At 73.7% G+C, this 17,182-nt stretch carries 15 protein-coding genes and 1 tRNA gene; 5 read left to right on the top strand and 11 right to left on the bottom strand.

Annotated features, from left to right (window positions below):
• Positions 1 to 49: 49 nt before the first annotated feature.
• The 8 genes from OH807_RS24115 to OH807_RS24080 form a co-directional block, all read right to left on the bottom strand.
• A tRNA-Ala gene (locus tag OH807_RS24115) sits at positions 50 to 123 on the bottom strand.
• Between the two features lie 117 nt (positions 124 to 240).
• Positions 241 to 1,368 (bottom strand): gephyrin-like molybdotransferase receptor GlpR, encoded by a 1,128-nt coding sequence (gene glpR, locus OH807_RS24110; protein WP_406202392.1) that lies wholly within the window; start codon positions 1,366 to 1,368, stop codon positions 241 to 243.
• Between the two features lie 150 nt (positions 1,369 to 1,518).
• Positions 1,519 to 2,127 carry a GNAT family N-acetyltransferase gene (locus tag OH807_RS24105; protein ID WP_406202390.1) on the bottom strand — a complete coding sequence of 203 codons (609 nt, stop codon included), beginning with the start codon at positions 2,125 to 2,127 and terminating at the stop codon, positions 1,519 to 1,521.
• Between the two features lie 14 nt (positions 2,128 to 2,141).
• Positions 2,142 to 2,645 (bottom strand): molybdenum cofactor biosynthesis protein B, encoded by a 504-nt coding sequence (locus OH807_RS24100; protein WP_406202388.1) that lies wholly within the window; start codon positions 2,643 to 2,645, stop codon positions 2,142 to 2,144.
• Between the two features lie 73 nt (positions 2,646 to 2,718).
• A complete protein-coding gene (gene moaC, locus OH807_RS24095; RefSeq protein ID WP_406211155.1) occupies positions 2,719 to 3,159 on the bottom strand; it encodes a cyclic pyranopterin monophosphate synthase MoaC in 441 nt (146 codons plus the stop codon).
• Positions 3,160 to 3,326: 167 nt separating this feature from the next.
• On the bottom strand, positions 3,327 to 4,718 hold the full coding sequence (gene glp, locus OH807_RS24090) for a gephyrin-like molybdotransferase Glp (RefSeq protein WP_406202386.1): 1,392 nt from the start codon (positions 4,716 to 4,718) through the stop codon (positions 3,327 to 3,329).
• A gap of 26 nt (positions 4,719 to 4,744) precedes the next feature.
• Positions 4,745 to 5,665 carry a UTP--glucose-1-phosphate uridylyltransferase GalU gene (gene galU / locus OH807_RS24085; protein WP_406202384.1) on the bottom strand — a complete coding sequence of 307 codons (921 nt, stop codon included), beginning with the start codon at positions 5,663 to 5,665 and terminating at the stop codon, positions 4,745 to 4,747.
• Positions 5,666 to 5,717: 52 nt separating this feature from the next.
• The gene (locus tag OH807_RS24080) at positions 5,718 to 6,587 is read right to left on the bottom strand and encodes a GGDEF domain-containing protein (RefSeq protein ID WP_406202382.1); all 870 of its coding nucleotides are present in this window, start codon (positions 6,585 to 6,587) and stop codon (positions 5,718 to 5,720) included.
• A gap of 90 nt (positions 6,588 to 6,677) precedes the next feature.
• On the opposite strand from OH807_RS24080, the gene OH807_RS24075 reads away from it, so the two are divergent.
• Positions 6,678 to 7,253, top strand: a complete 576-nt coding sequence (locus OH807_RS24075; RefSeq protein ID WP_406211154.1) for a 5-formyltetrahydrofolate cyclo-ligase — start codon at positions 6,678 to 6,680, stop codon at positions 7,251 to 7,253.
• A 125-nt stretch (positions 7,254 to 7,378) separates the two neighbouring features.
• Here OH807_RS24075 and OH807_RS24070 read toward each other — a convergent pair whose 3' ends face one another.
• On the bottom strand, positions 7,379 to 10,099 hold the full coding sequence (locus tag OH807_RS24070; protein WP_406202380.1) for a penicillin acylase family protein: 2,721 nt from the start codon (positions 10,097 to 10,099) through the stop codon (positions 7,379 to 7,381).
• Between the two features lie 334 nt (positions 10,100 to 10,433).
• On the opposite strand from OH807_RS24070, the gene OH807_RS24065 reads away from it, so the two are divergent.
• The 4 genes from OH807_RS24065 to mscL all read left to right on the top strand — a co-directional run bounded on the left by OH807_RS24065 (position 10,434) and on the right by mscL (position 15,175).
• Complete coding sequence (locus OH807_RS24065; protein ID WP_406202378.1) at positions 10,434 to 11,924, top strand: potassium/proton antiporter; 1,491 nt, start codon at positions 10,434 to 10,436, stop codon at positions 11,922 to 11,924.
• Between the two features lie 375 nt (positions 11,925 to 12,299).
• Positions 12,300 to 13,613, top strand: coding sequence for an MFS transporter (locus OH807_RS24060; protein WP_406211153.1), 1,314 nt, complete (start codon positions 12,300 to 12,302; stop codon positions 13,611 to 13,613).
• A 169-nt stretch (positions 13,614 to 13,782) separates the two neighbouring features.
• Positions 13,783 to 14,094, top strand: coding sequence for an FmdB family zinc ribbon protein (locus tag OH807_RS24055; protein WP_406202376.1), 312 nt, complete (start codon positions 13,783 to 13,785; stop codon positions 14,092 to 14,094).
• A 661-nt stretch (positions 14,095 to 14,755) separates the two neighbouring features.
• Positions 14,756 to 15,175, top strand: a complete 420-nt coding sequence (gene mscL, locus OH807_RS24050) for a large conductance mechanosensitive channel protein MscL (protein WP_406202374.1) — start codon at positions 14,756 to 14,758, stop codon at positions 15,173 to 15,175.
• Between the two features lie 15 nt (positions 15,176 to 15,190).
• Here the strand turns inward: mscL and OH807_RS24045 are convergent, their stop codons facing one another.
• Positions 15,191 to 15,466 carry a hypothetical protein gene (locus OH807_RS24045; RefSeq protein WP_406202372.1) on the bottom strand — a complete coding sequence of 92 codons (276 nt, stop codon included), beginning with the start codon at positions 15,464 to 15,466 and terminating at the stop codon, positions 15,191 to 15,193.
• A gap of 195 nt (positions 15,467 to 15,661) precedes the next feature.
• Positions 15,662 to 16,633 (bottom strand): sigma-70 family RNA polymerase sigma factor, encoded by a 972-nt coding sequence (locus tag OH807_RS24040; protein WP_406202370.1) that lies wholly within the window; start codon positions 16,631 to 16,633, stop codon positions 15,662 to 15,664.
• Positions 16,634 to 17,182 lie beyond the last annotated feature (549 nt).

Genomic DNA, 17,182 nt, shown 5'->3' with positions numbered 1-17,182 from the left:
ACGCAGAAGTCCCGCCCGGTCTGACGACCTGGCGGGACTTCCTGTTGGGTGGAGCTGAGGGGATTCGAACCCCTGACCCCCTCGATGCGAACGAGGTGCGCTACCGGACTGCGCCACAGCCCCAACGAGAAGAAACTCTAGCACCTTTCGGAGGGGGGTCGTGACCACCCCCGGGCCGCCGCGGGGGGCGCCCTCCGGACCACCCCCCGCGGTGCACTGCTGGTCGGGGGGTGGGGCGGGTCATTCGTTGGCGGCGCGGGGGCGGCCCTCGGCGGCCGGCGGCTCGGCGTACTGGTCGAAGAGCGGGGTGGTGCGCCCCTCGGCCGCGCGGCCCTCGCCACCCCGGCCCTCGGCACCCCGGCCGTCGACGGGGCGGCCGGCGGTCCAGGTGCCGGGGGCCGACAGGTCGAGGCCGCGGGTGACCCGGGGGGCCACCGGGGCGGTGACGTACGTCGGCAGCGGGACGGGTACGGGCTCCCAGGAGTCCGGGCCGGCCGCACCGCGCTCGCGCATGCCGTCGACCCACTCCTCGTGCTCGGTCGCCTCGGCCACCGCGGAGGCCGAGCCGGAGCCGGCCGGGCCGGGCTCGGCGGGGGCCGGTTCGGTGGCGAGCCGCAGGTGCGCCCGGCTGCGGACGGGCTCCTCGGCGGTGTCCGGCTCCGGCCGCTCGGCCGGGCGGGCCTCGGCGCGCTGCTGCTCGCGCTTGCGCAGCCGCTCGGCGGCCTGGGCGGCCCGGGCCCGGTCGATCTTCACCTCGTACCGCAGGCGCTCCAGCTTGCGCAGGTGGCCGATGTAGAGGGTGAGGAGGAGGGCCGGCACGGCCGGGACCCAGAGGAAGGCCAGGCCGGCCACCGCCGCGACGACCGCGCCCAGCGCGAACGCCAGGAAGAGGGCGCTGACCATCCGACGCCGGCGGGCCAGCAGCCGTGCCCGGCGCTCGACCCCGGCCCGGTGGCCGGCCGCGTCCTCGGCGGCGTGCTCGGCCTGGCGGTCGGCAGGGCGGTCGGCGGGGCGGTCGGTCCGGTGGCCCGGCTCCCGCTCCGCCGCCGGGGCGCCCTCGGGACCGGGAGCGTCGCTCCGGTCCCCCGGGCCCCCGGGGTCCCCCGGGTCTACGGGGTCGCCGGAGGCGGCCCCGTCCCGTCCGGGAGGGCCGTCGTCCTGCTGCTCGTCGTCACGCGGTCCGTCGCCCAGGGCCCGGGATGCCCGCCGCTCCAGTGCCGAACGCCCGGCCAGCAGGCGGATGGCGGTGCTGAAGCGTTCCGTCGGACGCGCCTCGTTGAGTTCGTCCTGCCTGCGGAGCCACATCGGCACGAGATAGGCGGCCCAGGCCCCTACGATGACGGCGTAGATAAGGCCGCTACTGCTCACGTTTCACACCGTACGGGCGCCGGGGAAGGCCCGGCAGCAATTTGGCACGGCGTGTCGTGTGATCAAGCTGATTCTCCGACTATTTTGCCGGTATTTGTGCCCGTCCGTCGCCACGCCGATGCCATATCGATATTTCTTTCGAACAAGTATTCAATTACCGCCGGTACGCCCCGACCTGAGCGCCCGCCAGCGCTCCAGCATCCCCTCCGGGACCTCCTCGGCCGTGAGCGCGTACACCAGGTGGTCCCGCCAGTCGCCGTCGATGTGCAGATACCGGGGCCGCATTCCCTCCGGGCGGAAGCCGAGCTTTTCCACCACCCGTCGGCTCGGCCCGTTCTCCGGGCGGATGCAGACCTCGATCCGGTGCAGTCCGAGGGTGCGGAAACAGTGGTCCACCGAAAGTGCCACGGCGGCCGGCATGATGCCCTGCCCGGCCACCGCCTCGTCGATCCAGTAACCGACGTTGGCCGAGCACATCGAGCCCCAGGTGATCCCGCCGACGGTCAGCTGACCGACCAGCTGCCCCTTGTGGAGCACCACGAAGGGCAGCATCCGCCCGGCCGAGGCCTCGCCGCGCAGGAAGCGGGCCATCTGCCGGTAGGTCGGGCGCGGGCCCGCGCCCTGACCGGCCGGACCGGGCGGCACGGTGGCCTCCCAGCGGCGCAGCCAGTCCCGGTTGCGCCGGCTCACCTCCTGCCAGTCCCGCTGGTCACGGCCCCGGATCGGGCGCAGCGTGACGTCCCCCTCGTGCAGCTCCACCGGCCAGCCGGCGTTCAGTGCGCCCTCCCGGAGTCGGGCGCGTCGGGCCGGGGGTGGTCCCCGCCGCCGAGCTGGTCGACCGCGTGGGCGAGCAGCGGCTCCAGGACGGCGAGGCCGTCCTTGACGCCGCCGGTGGAGCCCGGCAGGTTGACGATCAGGGTCCGCCCGGCGAGGCCGGCCAGCCCGCGGGAGAGCGCCGAGGTCGGGACCTTCTCCCGGCCGTACGCGCGGACGGCCTCGGCGATGCCGGGGACGTGCCGGTCGATGACCCGGGCGGTCATCTCCGGGGTGAGGTCCATCGGCGAGATGCCGGTGCCGCCGGTGGTCAGCACCACGTCGTAGCCGGCCGCGACGGCCTCCCGCAGCGCCGCCTCGACGGGTTCGCCGTCCGGGACGACCCGGGGGCCGTCGGTGCGAAAGCCCATCGCCCGCAGGCCTGCGACCAGCAGCGGGCCGCCCTTGTCGGCGTAGACGCCGGCCGAGGCGCGGTTGGAGACGGTGAGTGCGAGGGCCCTCATGCGCCGGCCCTGTTCCGGGCCGCGGGTGCCTCGCGCGGTGTGCGGCGCCCGGCGGCGGGCGTGGTCCGCGCGGTCACCGGGAGGCCTCCGGCGCGAACCAGTCGCCGCTCTTGCCGCCGGTCTTGCTGAGCACCCGGACGGCTTCGACGGTGGCGCCCTTGTCGACGGCCTTGACCATGTCGATCACGGTGAGGCCGGCCACCGCGACGGCGGTGAGCGCCTCCATCTCGACGCCGGTGCGGTCCGCGGTCCGCACGGTGGCGGTGATCTCGACCGCCTCGTCGGTGACGGTGAGGTCGACCTCGACCCCGGAGACCGCGATCGGGTGGCAGAGCGGGATGAGGTCCGGGGTCCTCTTGGCGCCCATGATCCCGGCGATCCGGGCGACGGCGAGGGCGTCGCCCTTGGGCACGCCCTCGCCGCGCAGCAGCTCGACCACGCGCGGGGAGACCCGGACCCGGCCGGCCGCGACAGCGGTGCGCGCGGTGGTGGCCTTCCCGGAGACGTCGACCATCCGGGCCGCGCCCTGGTCGTCGACGTGGGTGAGGCGGTCGCCGGGTGGTGAGGTGGTCACGGGGTGCTCCAGGGGGCGCGCAGTCGAATACCGCGCTACCGTACCCCCCGCTCCGGCCGGGGCGTGGGACGGGCCGCGTCCACGGGACGGCCCGCCGCGCCGGACGGTCAGCCGCCGAGCAGGACCACGTCCACCTCGCTGCCTGCGGGCAGCTCGGTGACGTCCTCGGGGACGGTGATCAGGCAGTCCGCCCGGGCCAGCGCGCCGACCAGGTGGGACTCCGCCCCGCCGACCGGCTCGACCACGCCGGCCGCCGCGTCGTACCGGCCGCGGAGGAACTGCCGGCGGCCGGCGGGCGAGCGCAGTGCCGCCGGGCAGAGCGCCCGGACCACCGGGCGGTGGACGTCGGCGGCGCCGAGCATGGTGCGGATGACCGGGCGGACGAACAGCTCGAAGGAGATGTAGGCGCTCACCGGGTTGCCCGGCAGGGCCAGCAGCGGCACGCCGGCGGCGGCGCCGGGGCCGCCCGCGCCGATCCGGCCGAAGCCCTGCGGCTTGCCGGGCTGCATCCGCAGCCGGCGGAAGTCGACGCCGCCGTAGGACTCGAAGACCTCCTTGACCACGTCGTACGCGCCGACGCTGACGCCGCCGCTGGTGACGATCAGGTCGGCCCGGCCGAGCTGGTCCTCCAGGACGGCGCGCAGCCGGGCCGCGTCGTCGGGGACGCCGCCGACCCGGTAGGCGATGGCGCCGGCGTCGAGGGCGGCGGCGGTGAGGGTGAAGCTGTTGGAGTCGGTGATCCGGCCGGGGCCGACCGGCTCGCCGGGCTGGACGAGCTCGCTGCCGGTGGAGAGGACCACCACCCGCGGGCGGGGGCGGACCCGGACGGTGGCGCGGCCGATCGCGGCGAGCAGGCCGAGCTGGGTGGGGCCGAGCCGGGTGCCGGCCTCCAGCACCCGGGAGCCGGCGGCGACGTCGCTGCCCCGGCGGCGGACGTGGGCGCCCTCCGAGACCGGGCGCAGCACCCGGACCTCCTCGTCCGCGACGGCCGGGCCCATCGCGTCGGCGGCCTCGCCGGTGCCGCTGCCGCCGTCGGTCCACTCGACCGGGGCGACGGCCTGGGCGCCGGGCGGGACGGGGGCGCCGGTCATGATCCGGGCGGCCTGGCCGGGGCCGACCCTGGGCAGTTCGGCGGCGCCGGCGGCGATGTCGCCGACCACGGTGAGCACCGAGGGGTACTCGCCGGTGGCGCCCGCGGTGTCGGCGGTGCGGAGCGCGTAGCCGTCCATCGAGCTGTTGTCGAAGGGCGGCAGGTCGCCGTCGGCGACCACGTCCTCGTCGAGCCGGCAGCCCTGGGCGTCGAGCAGCTGGAGCTCGATGGCGGGCAGCGGGCCGACGGCGGACAGCACGTCGGCGAGGTGCTCGTCGACCGTCCACAGCCGGGGCGGCGCGGCCGGCGCACCGGCGGCCGACCCGGCCGGGCGGGGCGCCGGTGCCGGGTCCGCGGATCCGTCGCAGCAGGCGGCGGGGGTGGTGTTGCTCTCCGTGGACCCGGTCATCGGCGCGCTCGCTCTCGGTCGGTGTGTCAGTCCTGCAGCTCGGTGGCGACGAACTCCCGGAGCCAGGAGCGGAACTCCGGGCCCAGGTCCTCGCGCTCGGAGGCCAGTCGGACGATAGCGCGCAGGTAGTCCGCGCGGTCACCGGTGTCGTAGCGGCGGCCCTGGAAGAGGACGCCGTGCACCTGGCCGCCGACCTCGGCGTCACGGGTGGTGAGCTCGCGCAGCGCGTCGGTGAGCTGGATCTCGCCGCCGCGGCCGGGCGGGGTCTCGCGCAGCACGTCGAAGACCGAGGGGTCGAGGACGTAGCGGCCGATGACGGCGTAGTTCGACGGGGCGTCGGCGGTGTCGGGCTTCTCGACCAGGTCGGTCACCTGGAAGACGTCCTCGCCGAAGCCGTTCGCCTTGACGGCGGCGCAGCCGTACAGGTGGATCTGGGAGGGGTCGACCTCCATCAGCGCGACGACGGAGCCGCCGAGCTCCTGCTGCACCTCGATCATGCGGGAGAGCAGCGGGTCGCGCGGGTCGATCAGGTCGTCGCCGAGCAGGACGGCGAAGGGCTGGCCGGCGACGTGCTGCTCGGCGACCGAGACGGCGTGGCCGAGGCCCTTGGGGTCGCCCTGGCGGACGTAGTGCATGTTGGCGAGTTCGACGGACTCGCGGACGCGGCGCAGGCGGTCCTGGTCGCCCTTGCGGGAGAGCAGTTCCTCCAGCTCGTAGGCGCGGTCGAAGTGGTCCTCAAGAGCGCGCTTGTTACGGCCGGTGACCATCAGTATGTCGGACAGCCCCGCGGCGGAGGCCTCCTCGACGACGTACTGGATCGCCGGCTTGTCGACGACCGGCAGCATCTCCTTCGGAGTGGCCTTGGTCGCGGGCAGGAAGCGCGTGCCCAGTCCGGCCGCGGGTACCACGGCCTTGGTTACCGGAATGCGGGAGCTGGTCGTCGTCATGCGTTTTACCTTACTAAGGCATGTTTTCGCCTGGCCGAGCGCGGTTGACCGGCTATGACAGCACGTCGCGGGGCCCGGCCACGATGGCAGGCAGAGGTGGAGTGACGGGTGAGGTGAGGGGGTCCTCTCCGGCACAGGGCGACAGACTACCCGGCTTTTCCGAACGGTCACGCTCGGCAGCGGGGCCGGTGCGCGACCGCGGGGAGGCCGTTCCGTGCCAGCAGTCCCCTCCGGATGCGCGGGCCCGGGCGAGGGCCCGGTCGGCGGCCCGGAGCAGGACAGCGGCATGGGTGCCGTCCTCCGGCAGCACCGCGACGCCGACCGCGGCGGTCAGCCCGTTGCCCTGCGGGCGGCGGTCCTCGCGCGGGCCGGAGGACCAGTCCAGCAGCAGGTGGCGGCGGACGGACCAGACCAGCCGCTCGGCGACCTGCGCGGCGCCGCCGGCCCCGGTGTCCGGCAGGACGGCGAGGAACTCCTCGCCGCTGTAGCGGCCGAAGGTGTCGGAGCGGCGGATCTCCATCCCGAGCCGCTGGGCGAGGTCGCGCAGCACCGCGTTGGCCCGGGCCCGGCCGTGCTCGGCGACGACCGCGTCGAAGCCGGCGATCTCCAGCAGCAGCACGGCCAGCGGGCGCGGCCCGTCGTGCTGCTCGGTGTGCTCGGCGCGGCGGGCGCGCTCGATCTCCCGGTCGAGGGTGAGCTGCAGGTGGCGGTAGTTCCACACGCCGGTGAGCGGGTCGCAGGAGGCGGTGCGCTCCAGCTCGGCGCAGCGGGTCTCCAGCTCGGCGACCCGCGCGCGCAGCCCGTCCTCGCGGGCGGCGGCGCGGCGGTCGCCGCGGCGCACGCGCAGTCCGAGCGCGGTGGCGCCGGCCAGCGCGGGGACGCTCAGTGCGGCCAGGGCCTGGACCAGCAGTGGGGTGGACATCGGGCCGCCTTCCGCGTGTCAGGCTCTGAGCGTCACCGGCACAGAGCTGGGGAGGGTCGAGCTGTGGAGGATCGAGCCGTGGAGGATCCCATGCACAACGAGAAGAGCGCGCTGAGGACACGGCTGCTGTCGGAGCGGCGGGCGCTGGCCCCGCAGGCGCGGGAGGCGGCCGCGCGGGCGCTGGCCGGGCACGCCGGGGAGCTTGCCACCCCGGGCGGCACGGTGGCCGCGTACGTGTCGGTCGGTGCCGAGCCGGGCACCCGGCCGCTGCTGGACGCGCTGCTGGCGCGCGGGGTGCGGGTGCTGCTGCCGGTGCTGATGGCCGACAACGACCTGGACTGGGCCGCCTACGCGGGCCCGGAGGCGCTGGCCCCGGCCGGGCGCGGGCTGCTGGAGCCGGTCGGCGAGCGGCTCGGGCCGGCGGCGGTGACCGGGGCGGAGCTGGTGCTGCTGCCCGGGCTCGCGGTGGACCGCGCCGGTCTGCGGCTGGGCCGGGGCGGCGGCTCGTACGACCGGGTGCTGGCCCGGCTCGGCCGGGCCGGGGTGCGTCCGCTGCTGGCCGTGCTGCTGTACGAGCACGAGCTGCTGGCGAGCGTGCCGGCCGAGCCGCACGACCTGCCGGTGGACGTGGCGCTCACGCCGTCGGGGCTGCACCGGCTGGGGTAGCCGGGTCGCTCCCGGCCCGGGCGGGGAGGGTGAACGGCGGCGGCCCCGCCCCCGTGGATCGGGGACGGGGCCGCCGCCGCGTCGTTCGGTGCCGTGCGGGCCGGTGCGGTGCGCCGGCCGGTGCGTCAGCCGGTGGTCAGCACCAGCTTGTTCTTGGCCGACTTCTCGACCGCCTCCGGCGAGAAGGACCAGGTCAGCAGCTTGCCCTTGAGCCAGAGGTCGGTCTGGTCGTTGTAGTTGGGGTGGAACGCGTGCCCGGAGGCCCCCCCGACGTTGACCCAGCGCGAGGCGTCCAGGTCACTCAGGTCGACCACCATCCGCATCGACGGGATCCAGTCCACCTGGTAGCCGGCCGCGGCGTTCCAGCCCGCCGCGTCGACCGCCGCCGAGCCGCCGGAGAGCCGGTACGGGCCGCGGTTGAGCAGCCGGTGGACGACGCCGGAGGCGATCGAGGAGTCGTCGCTGCCCATGGTCTGTTCGCGCAGCGTCAGGGTGTGAAGACGGCCCCAGCTCCAGGTCGAGACGTCCTTGCTGAGCAGCGCGGTGAGGTCCTGGCGGGCATTCTTCATGGCCTCGCCGAGCAGGTTGTCGAGGCCCTTCTGCTCCTTGTGGTCCGAGTCGATGTACGTCCACCAGCTGCTGTCGGGCTTCTCCAGCTGCTGGCGCACCACCTCGGTCCAGCGGTCGCCGCCGTCCGGCTGGGCCTTGCCCGGATCCCGGGTGCCGCACTCGGTGACGATCTGGGTGCTGCTGTCCGGCTTGGTCGGGTCGGTCTGCCGGCGGACCAGCAGGCAGTTGTCCTTCGCCCGCAGGTCGGCCGGGAACTTCTGGCCGAAGGAGAGGCTGAGCAGCTGGCGCCAGACGCCGTTGTAGTAGGCGGCGGCGGCCGAGTCGGCGTCCTGGTGGTAGTTCCAGTCCTTCAGCAGGTCCTGCGCCTCGCGCACGTACGGGTCGTCGATCTGCACCTTGAGCAGCAGCGGGACGAGCGTCTTCGCGAGGATGCTGGTGTTGTCGAGCTGCATCTCCTGCATGTCGTCCGGCGAGATCTTGCCGTTGTTCTTGAGCTTGGCGTCGATCTGGTCGGTGATCTCCTTGGCCCGGGTGCCGTACTCCCAGTCCTTGGTCAGCAGGTACTTGTAGGACGGGTCGACCACGGCCTGGTTGGCGGTGACGATGTAGCCGGCGGACGGGTTGCTGCTGAACGGCAGGGCGGAGAAGGGCACGGAGCCCTTCCACTGGTAGGCGGAGTCCCAGCCGGGGGCCGGGGTGGAGCCGTCGCCCTTGCCGCGGATCGGGATGTTCCCGGGCGCCTGGTAGCCGATGTTCTTGGCGTCGGCGTAGATCAGGTTCTGCGCGGGGACGGCGAAGTCCTTGGCGGCGTTGCGGAAGTCCTCCCAGCCCTTCGCGCGGTCCAGCTCGAAGACGGCGTCCATGGTCTTGCCCGGGCTGAGCGCCGTCCACTGCAGGGCGACGCCGTAGCCGCCGGTGCCGCGGTCCGGGGCGGAGGTGCCGTTCGGCGCGTACTTGCCGACGTTCTGCTGCTCGGTGCTCTGGTCGGAGATCAGCGGGGCGCCGGTCCGGGTGGTGCGGACGGTGATGGTGCGGTCCTCACCGCCGGCCACCTTGATGGTCTCCTTGCGGAGCTCGAACTTCTCCTCCTTGCCGTCCACCAGGTAGGTGTCCGGCCCGGTGACCTTCTCCAGGAAGAGGTCGGTGACGTCGGCGCCGAGGTTGGTGAAGCCCCAGGCGATGTCCTTGTTGTGGCCGATCACCACGCCCGGCATGCCGGCGAAGGTGAAGCCCGAGACGTCGAACTGGCAGGCGGCCGACGCGGTGCGGCAGTGCAGGCCCATCTGGTACCAGACCGAGGGCAGGCCGGGGCCGAGGTGCGGGTCGTTGGCGAGCAGCGGCTTTCCGGTGGTGGTGTGCGCACCGGCCACCACCCAGGAGTTGGAGCCGATGCCCTGGCCCTGGCGGCCGAGCAGCTGCGGCATCGCGTCGATCCGGTCGGTGACGCCCTGGAGCATCGCCTTCGTGGCGGCCGCGCCCTGGGCGGTGCCGCCCGCCGCGGCGCCGGAGCCGGGCGGGACGGAGCCGTCGGCGGGGTGGTAGGCGTCGCCGCCGACGGTGCCGGTCTTCACGATCGTGCCGTTGCGCGCGTACGGGTACTCCGGGTACAGCTCGGCGATCTTCTCCGGGCTGAAGTCCTGGGCGAGCAGCGAGCGGTCGATCTCCTCCTGGAGGTTCCCGGAGAGGTTCCAGGCCATCGCCTTCAGCCAGGCCACCGAGTCGACGGGCGTCCACTGCTCGGGCTTGTAGTCGCCGTTGACGGTGCCGAGCAGCGTGTACTCCAGCGAGGCGCTCGCGCCGCCGGGGTGCTCGCCGAGCCAGGCGTTGACACCGTCCGCGTAGGCCTGGAGGTACTTCTTGGACTCGGGCGACAGCTGGGTGTCGAACTCCTTCTGGGCCACCTGGCGCCAGCCCATGGTCCGGATGAAGGAGTCGGTCTCGACCTGGCTGTCGCCGAACATCTCGGAGAGCCGGCCCGCGGTGATGTGCCGTCGGACGTCCATCTCCCAGAACCGGTCCTGGGCCTGGACGTAGCCCTGGCCGCGGAAGAGGTCCTCCGGGGTGTCGGCGTAGAGCTGCGGGATGCCGTTGGCGTCGCGCTTGACGTCGACCGGCGCGCTCAGGCCCGCCACCTTGACGCTGCCGTCGACCTCCGGGAAGGAGGCGCGGACCGCGGCGACCCCGCGGTAGCCGCCGTAGCCGACGCCGGCCACCAGCAGCACGACCAGCACGATCACGATCAGACGGGCGCGCCGGAACTTCTTCGAGCGGGGCATCTGGGTCCTTGCGGTCCTCGACTGGGGGGCGGGCGGGCATGTCCAGGGCACTCGGCCGTGACAGGGGACCACATTAGGCCGACTCGGCCGGCGGCCGTGCACGGGGGACGCTCACGGTGGGATCGGAGGAGGTCAGGGAAGGACCGGAGAAAGGGAGGTGAGGGACCGATGTGACAGGGGAAACTAAAGATATGGCAAAATGTTAGACTGAGTAACGATCCGCAAGGGGAGCAATCGGCCTGCCCGGCCGCCCGCCCCCCCTTGCCGGTCGGCTCCCCGGCCTCACCGCCGCCAGACACCCCGCCCGCCCCCAGCCTGCCCGAGGTGCCCCTGCGTGAATGTCGACCACCTGAACCAGCTGCTCCTCGAGTTCTCCGTGATCCTGCTGGTCGCGGTGGTCGCCGTGCGCATCTCGACCCGGTCGGGACTGCCCAGCCTGCTGATCTACCTCGGCATCGGCGTCGCCCTCGGCCAGAACGGCCTCGGCGTCTCCTTCAACAACGCCGCCCTGACCCAGGTGATCGGCTACGCGGCCCTGGTGGTGATCCTCGCCGAGGGCGGCCTCAAGACCAGCTGGCGCGAGGTCAGACCGGTGATGCCGGCCGCCACCGTGCTCGCCACCGTCGGCGTCGGCGTCAGCGTCTTCGTCACCGCCGCCGGCGCGCACTGGCTGGTCGGCCTGGACTGGCGCACCTCCATGCTGCTCGGCGCGATCGTCTCCTCCACCGACGCCGCGGCCGTCTTCTCCGTCCTGCGGATGGTGCCCCTGCCGCAGCGGCTGACCGGCCTGCTGGAGGCGGAGTCCGGCTTCAACGACGCGCCCGTGGTCATCCTGGTCGTCGCCTTCGCGACCACCGGCCCGCTGGACTCCTGGTACGTGCTGGTCGGCACGATCGCCGCCGAGCTGGCGATCGGCGCCGCCGTCGGCCTGGCCGTCGGCAAGATCGGCGCCTTCGGCATCAAGCACGTCGCCCTGCCGTCCTCCGGCCTCTACCCGATCGCGGTCATGGCGCTCACCGTGCTCGCCTACGCCGGCGGGGCCATGCTGCACGGCTCCGGCTTCCTCGCCGTCTACATCAGCGCCGTCATCCTCGGGAACGCCAAGCTGCCGCACGGCCCCGCCGTCCGCGGCTTCGCCGACGGCCTGGCCTGGATCGGGCAGATCGGCATGTTCGTGCTGCTCGGCCTGCTCTGCACCCCCGGGACGATGGGCTCCGCCGTGGTGCCCGCGCTGGTGATCGGCGCCGTGCTGGTCTTCGTGGCCCGGCCGCTGTCGGTGGTGCTGACCCTGACGCCGTTCCGGCTGCCCGGACGCGAGCAGGCCCTGCTGAGCTGGGCCGGGCTCCGCGGGGCGGTGCCGATCGTGCTGGCCACCATCCCGATGGTGGCCGGCGCGCCGATGGCCCAGGACGTCTTCAACATCGTCTTCATCCTGGTCGTCGTCTTCACCCTGCTCCAGGGCCCGACCCTGCCCTGGGTGGCCAAGTGGCTGCGGATCGGCGAGGGCTCGATGGGCCACGACCTCGGCATCGAGTCCGCCCCGCTGGAGAAGCTGCACGGCCACCTGCTGTCGGTGGCACTGGCACCCGACTCCAAGATGTCGGGCGTGGAGATCGGCGAGCTGCGGCTGCCGGCCGGCGCCGCGGTGACCCTGGTGGTCCGCGAGGGGAGCAGCTTCGTGCCGGACAAGGCGACCGTGCTGCGCGGCGGCGACGAGCTGCTGGTGGTCACCACGGACGAGGTGAGCGAGGCCGCCGAGCGCCGGCTGCGGGCCGTGGACAAGGGCGGCAAGCTCGCCGGCTGGCTGTTCGGGCGGGGAGCCTGAGCGACCCTGGTGCCCTTGGCGGGAGCGGGCGGGCCGCGCGAACCCGGCACGCCTGCCTCTCGAAGGGTTGGTTCGAAGTTCACCTTCAATTAGCAGGACAATTTTGGACGCAGCCTGTATTATCGAGGGAAGCGCGACATCTACGCGCGTATAAGTATGATGGTTGAAACACACCCAGCATCTGCCTGACGCAGAGTTGGCGCGACCGCTCGGCGGCCGCGGTCCGGCCCTCGGCAACCACGCCGGGCCGACCCGGTAACTACCCCGGTCGACGCGGAGAGGACGACTCTCGGCGCCGTCGGGGCCACCCCATGCCCCTTCCGCGCTACCAGGCAGCAGGAAGGACCGACCGTGACGGCCCGCCGAACGGTCGAGATCGACAGCGTCCCCGCGGACGCCACGCCGGACACCCCGGCGCCCGCCCGCATCGGGTACGGCGCACTGCTGCGCACCCCGGGCGCCCGGACGTTCCTGGTGCCCGCGTTCGCCGCGCGGCTCCCCTACGCCATGCTCAGCCTGGGCATCGTCCTGCTCGTCCTCGAAACCCACGGCTCGTACGGCACCGCCGGCACCGTCGCGGCCGTGTCGGCCGTCGCCCAGGCCCTCGTCGGCCCGCAGACCGGCCGGCTGGCCGACCGCTACGGACAGGCCGCCGTCCTGGTGCCGACCGTGGTCGTGCACGCGGTCTCGGTCGCGGCGCTGATCGCCCTGGCCCTGGGCCACGCCCCGGTCTGGGCCCTGCTGCTGGCCGCCGCGCCGGCCGGCGCCAGCGTGCCGCAGATCGGCGCGATGGTGCGCTCCCGCTGGGTGGCCAAGCTGTCCGCCGAGAACGCGCCCGCCGCCAAGCTGAACACCGCCTTCGCCTTCGAGTCGGTGACCGACGAGTTCACCTTCGTGATCGGCCCGGTGCTGGCCGGTGCCATCGCCACCTCGGTCAACCCCGCGACCGGGCTGATCGCCGAGGCCGCGCTGACCGTCCTGGGCGGCCTGGCCTTCGCCGCCCAGCGGCGCACCGCCCCCGCCCGGCACCCGCACGAGCCCGGCGTCCGCCGGGTCTCCGCGCTGGCCTCGCCCGGCGTCCGGCTGCTGGCCGGCGCGTTCCTCGGCGTCGGCACCGTCTTCGGTGCGATGCAGGTCTCGGTGACGGCGTTCACCGAGTCGGTCGGCCAGCCGGGTGCCAACGGCACGGTGTACGGGATCTTCGCGGGCGGCTCGATGCTGGCCGGCGTGCTCTACGGCATGGTCGCCTGGCGCCGGGCCCCCCGGCAGCGGCTGCTCGGCTGCTACGCGCTGCTGGTGCTGGGCTGCTCGACGCTCTGGGCGATGCCCAACCTGGTCGCGCTCTCCGTCGCCGCCCTGGTCTGCGGCCTGGCCATCGCGCCGACCCTGATCACCGGGTACACCCTGGTCGAGACGCTGGTCGCGGACGGCGCCAAGACCGAGGCCTTCACCTGGCTGACCGGCGCCATCGGCCTGGGCCTGGCGACCGGCTCCACGGTGGCCGGGCAGCTGATCGACGGCCACGGCCCGTCGGCCGGGTTCCTGGTGCCGGTGGCCGGCGCCGGGGTGGGCCTGGTCGCGCTGGTCGCGCTGCGGCACCTGCTGGTCGCGCCCGGCGCGGCGAGCACGGTGGCCACCGGCGGCGAGCGGCCTGCGGCACGGCAGCTGGTCGGCGCGGCCAAGGGCTGAGCCGGGCCCTCCCGGGCGGTCGGCGCACGGCCGCCCCGGGCCCCGCTCCGGCCTGCCCCGCTGCGGCCCCGGCTCATCTCACATTCGAGTCGCTGGACTGATGCAGCGGAATGCCGCATCATTGACCATCGTTAGCACTCATCAGGCGAGAGTGCCAGGAGGAAGACAAGTGCCCACGTACCAGTACCAGTGCACCGAGTGCGGCAACGGCCTGGAGGCGGTGCAGAAGTTCACCGACGAGGCGCTGACCACGTGCCCCGACTGCCAGGGACGGCTCCGCAAGGTCTTCTCGGCCGTGGGTGTGGTCTTCAAGGGTTCCGGCTTCTACCGGACCGACAGTCGCTCGTCCTCCAGCAGCACGGTGGGCTCGGGTTCGTCGACCACGTCCTCGTCCTCGACGACCGCTCCGGCCTCGTCCTCGGGCGGCTCCGCCCCGGCGTCGAGCCCCGCTCCGGCGGCGGCGGCGAAGCCGGCCGGCTGACCCCGGACACCTCAGGCCTTCCAGGCTTTCGAAAGGCCCGTTGGCCCGCTTCGGCGGGGCCGACGGGCCTTTCGGCGTGCCCGGGCGCCGGGGCGGCCTGTCGGGCAGGGCGGGGGCCGGGAGCCGGAGGCGGGAGGCGGGGGCCGGGAGGCGGGGGCCGGGCTTAGGGGGCCGGGCGTCGTTCCGGGGACACCGGGCCCACCCCTGCGGGTGACGGCGTTTGTCCACAGGCCCGGGTTGTCCACAGGCTGGGGACAGCGGATTCCACCGGGGCCGCCGGCGCCGCAGAGTGTGCGTCACGAGATGCCGGCCCGCCCGGGGCCGGCACCGGACGACCACCGGTGGTGCCCATGACGACGACCACGAGCCTCCCCCGCCCGTTCCCGCTGCCCGCGCCGGCCGTCCCGCCGCGGCGCGAAGTCCCGCCGTTCCCGCCGATCCGGCGCGGCGGCGGGCGCGGCCACCGGCTCCGGCAGGCCCTCCGGCACCGGCCCGCGGTCCCGGTCGTGCTGCTGCTCGCGCTGGCCGCGGCCCTGGCCCTCGGGCCCGCCCGGGCCTGGCTGCCCCCGCCTGGAGCCGGCCCCGTCCACCGAACGGGTTGTCAATCGGACACCGGCGAAGATCACCCGTGACCGGAAAACGACTTCGTCGTTCACGCGGCATGAAGGGCTTCAAAGAATTCCTGTTGCGGGGAAATGTCGTCGACCTCGCCGTTGCCGTCGTCATCGGCGCGGCCTTCACCAACATCGTCAACGCCTTCGTCAAGGGCGTGATCAATCCGCTGGTCGGTGCCTTCGGGCCGAAGGACCTGGAGTCCTACACGTCCTGCCTCAAGGGCCCCTGCGAGCTGAGCGCGACCGGTGAGGTCACGTCCGGGATCATGATCCTCTGGGGCTCGGTGCTCAGTGCCGCGCTGCAGTTCCTGATCACCGCGGCCGTCGTCTACCTCTGCCTGATCCTGCCCATGACCAGGTTCGCCGCCAAGCGGAAGAGCCCCGCCGACATCGAGGCCGAGGCCGAGGCCAGGGAGGTCGTCCTGCTCACCGAGATCCGCGACGCGCTGGTCACCCAGCAGCGTTGAGCGGCACCGCCCCGGTCAGTCGCCGTGGTGCGGCGGGCGCTGGCTCAGGTACCAGTCCAGTCCCCGCCCGCCACTGTCCCCGCCGCCCGGGCGGCCGCCCCAGCCGGCATCCGTGTCGTCCCGGGACTGCTGGTCCAGCGGGTCCCGGAAGACCAGCCGGGCCGCGCTCCTCGCCGCCGGTGCCGCCGCGGGCTCCGGGTCGGCCCCGGCGGCTGCGGGCCCGGCGGCCGCGTCGTCCCGCCCGGGCAGCTGTTCGGTCACCGGGCCGTCTCCGTGTCGTCCATCGTCCATGCCTCCAAGCCTAGGGCGCGGCGTTCCGGAGCCCGACCGGCCGGGCTCCGCGCACAGTCCGGGTGCGCACCGTCCGGACGTGCACCGTCCGGACGCGCGCGGGCCCCGGGTGCGGGAGCGCTCCCGCACCCGGGGCCCGGGCGGTCATCCACTGTCCTTGCGCGCGTGGCGGTCACGACCGGCCTCGGGCGGCCGTCAGGCGGCCTCGAAGCCGGCGTGGTCGGCGATCCGCTTCAGCTCGGCCAGCGCGTGCTTCTCGATCTGGCGGATCCGCTCACGGGTCAGTCCGTGCTGCTTGCCGACCTCGGTGAGGGTGCGCTCACGGCCGTCCTCCATCCCGTACCGCGAGCGGATGATCGACGCCGTGCGGTCGTCCAGCCGGCCGATCAGGTCGTCCAGCTCCTCGCGGCGGAGCATGACCATCACGGCGTCCTCGGGGGACGTCGCGCCGGTGTCCTCCACGAGGTCACCGAACTGGGTCTCGCCCTCGTCGTCGACGGACATGTTGAGGCTCACCGGGTCACGGGCCCAGTCGAGCACGTCCTTGATCCGGGCCTCGGTGGTGTCCAGCTCAGCCGCGATCTCGGCCGGCTCGGCCTCCCGGCCCAGCTCCTTGGACTTCTCCCGCTGCACCCGCCGGATCCGGCCCAGCTCCTCCACCAGGTGGACGGGCAGCCGGATCGTCCGGGACTGGTCGGCGATCGACCGGGTGATCGCCTGCCGGATCCACCACGTCGCGTAGGTGGAGAACTTGAAGCCCTTCGCGTAGTCGAACTTCTCGACCGCCCTCACCAGGCCGGCGTTCCCCTCCTGGATGAGGTCCAGGAGCGGCAGGCCACTGCGCGGGTAACGCCGCGCGACGGCGACCACGAGGCGCAGGTTGGAGCGGATGAAGACGTCCTTGGCGCGTTCCGCGTCCTCGGCTATCGCCTCCAGCTCGTCGCGTTCGACGCCCTTCGGCAGCTCGCCTTCGCCCAGCAGGTGCTGGGCGTACACGCCGGCCTCGATCCGCAGCGAGAGCTCGACCTCCTCGGCGGCATCGAGCAGGGGCGTCCTGGCGATTTCGTCGAGGTACATACCGACCAGGTCGCGGTCGGCCTCGAAGTTGGTCGGGCGGGCCGCGCGAGTCCGGTCGGCCCTGTCGCGAACGACGGCACGGGTGGCCATGCTTGCTCCCTTTGCTGGTGTTGCCGAGGTCTGCCTGCCTGCCCTGTGAGGGCAAGAGTGCGGGCCCCACCCGGGGCTCACACGTAACGATCCAACGAACAGATTCCGGACAACATTCCCAAGTCGGCCAGATTCTTCCAGCGATGCAGTATCCTGCTGGATTTCACCCCGCTCGTGAACGGAGGGTGAGCGCTCGGCTGCGCCAGGTGCCACCCGGGCGACCGGTCCGGACCGGATCCGGCCCTCTCGCCGAGCCGCCGAGCCGCGACACCGGCCCCGGCACCACCCTCCCGGGCCCCGGCTTCACCGGCCCTTGACTTCGTGAACCCCCGAACCGCCGCCCGCGTTCCCGCACCGCCCGGGATTCGCCCGGGATCCACCCGCACCCGGCCGGCGCCTCACCGGGCGGCACCGGGGATCCCGGCCGGCCCCGCCCACCGGGCGAGCGCCCCCGGCGCGCCCGCACCCACGCCCCCGCGCACGCAGGTCCTCCGCACAAAAGATGCCAAATCGCTATCGCCTCAGCCCCCGATCGGCACACCGCACTGG

It is taken from the genome of Kitasatospora sp. NBC_01560 (assembly GCF_045208415.1).
Taxonomy (GTDB): domain Bacteria; phylum Actinomycetota; class Actinomycetes; order Streptomycetales; family Streptomycetaceae; genus Kitasatospora.
This window is presented reverse-complemented; position numbering and strand designations above follow the sequence as displayed.

Coding starts and splice junctions, on each gene's coding strand:
- OH807_RS24045 (WP_406202372.1), bottom strand. CDS start 15,466: ATGGACGATGGACGACACGGAGACGGCCCGGTGACCGAACAGCTGCCC.
- OH807_RS24100 (WP_406202388.1), bottom strand. CDS start 2,645: ATGAGGGCCCTCGCACTCACCGTCTCCAACCGCGCCTCGGCCGGCGTC.
- OH807_RS24075 (WP_406211154.1), top strand. CDS start 6,678: ATGCACAACGAGAAGAGCGCGCTGAGGACACGGCTGCTGTCGGAGCGG.
- galU (WP_406202384.1), bottom strand. CDS start 5,665: ATGACGACGACCAGCTCCCGCATTCCGGTAACCAAGGCCGTGGTACCC.
- OH807_RS24070 (WP_406202380.1), bottom strand. CDS start 10,099: ATGCCCCGCTCGAAGAAGTTCCGGCGCGCCCGTCTGATCGTGATCGTG.
- OH807_RS24080 (WP_406202382.1), bottom strand. CDS start 6,587: ATGTCCACCCCACTGCTGGTCCAGGCCCTGGCCGCACTGAGCGTCCCC.
- moaC (WP_406211155.1), bottom strand. CDS start 3,159: ATGGTCGACGTCTCCGGGAAGGCCACCACCGCGCGCACCGCTGTCGCG.
- mscL (WP_406202374.1), top strand. CDS start 14,756: ATGAAGGGCTTCAAAGAATTCCTGTTGCGGGGAAATGTCGTCGACCTC.
- glp (WP_406202386.1), bottom strand. CDS start 4,718: ATGACCGGGTCCACGGAGAGCAACACCACCCCCGCCGCCTGCTGCGAC.
- OH807_RS24040 (WP_406202370.1), bottom strand. CDS start 16,633: ATGGCCACCCGTGCCGTCGTTCGCGACAGGGCCGACCGGACTCGCGCG.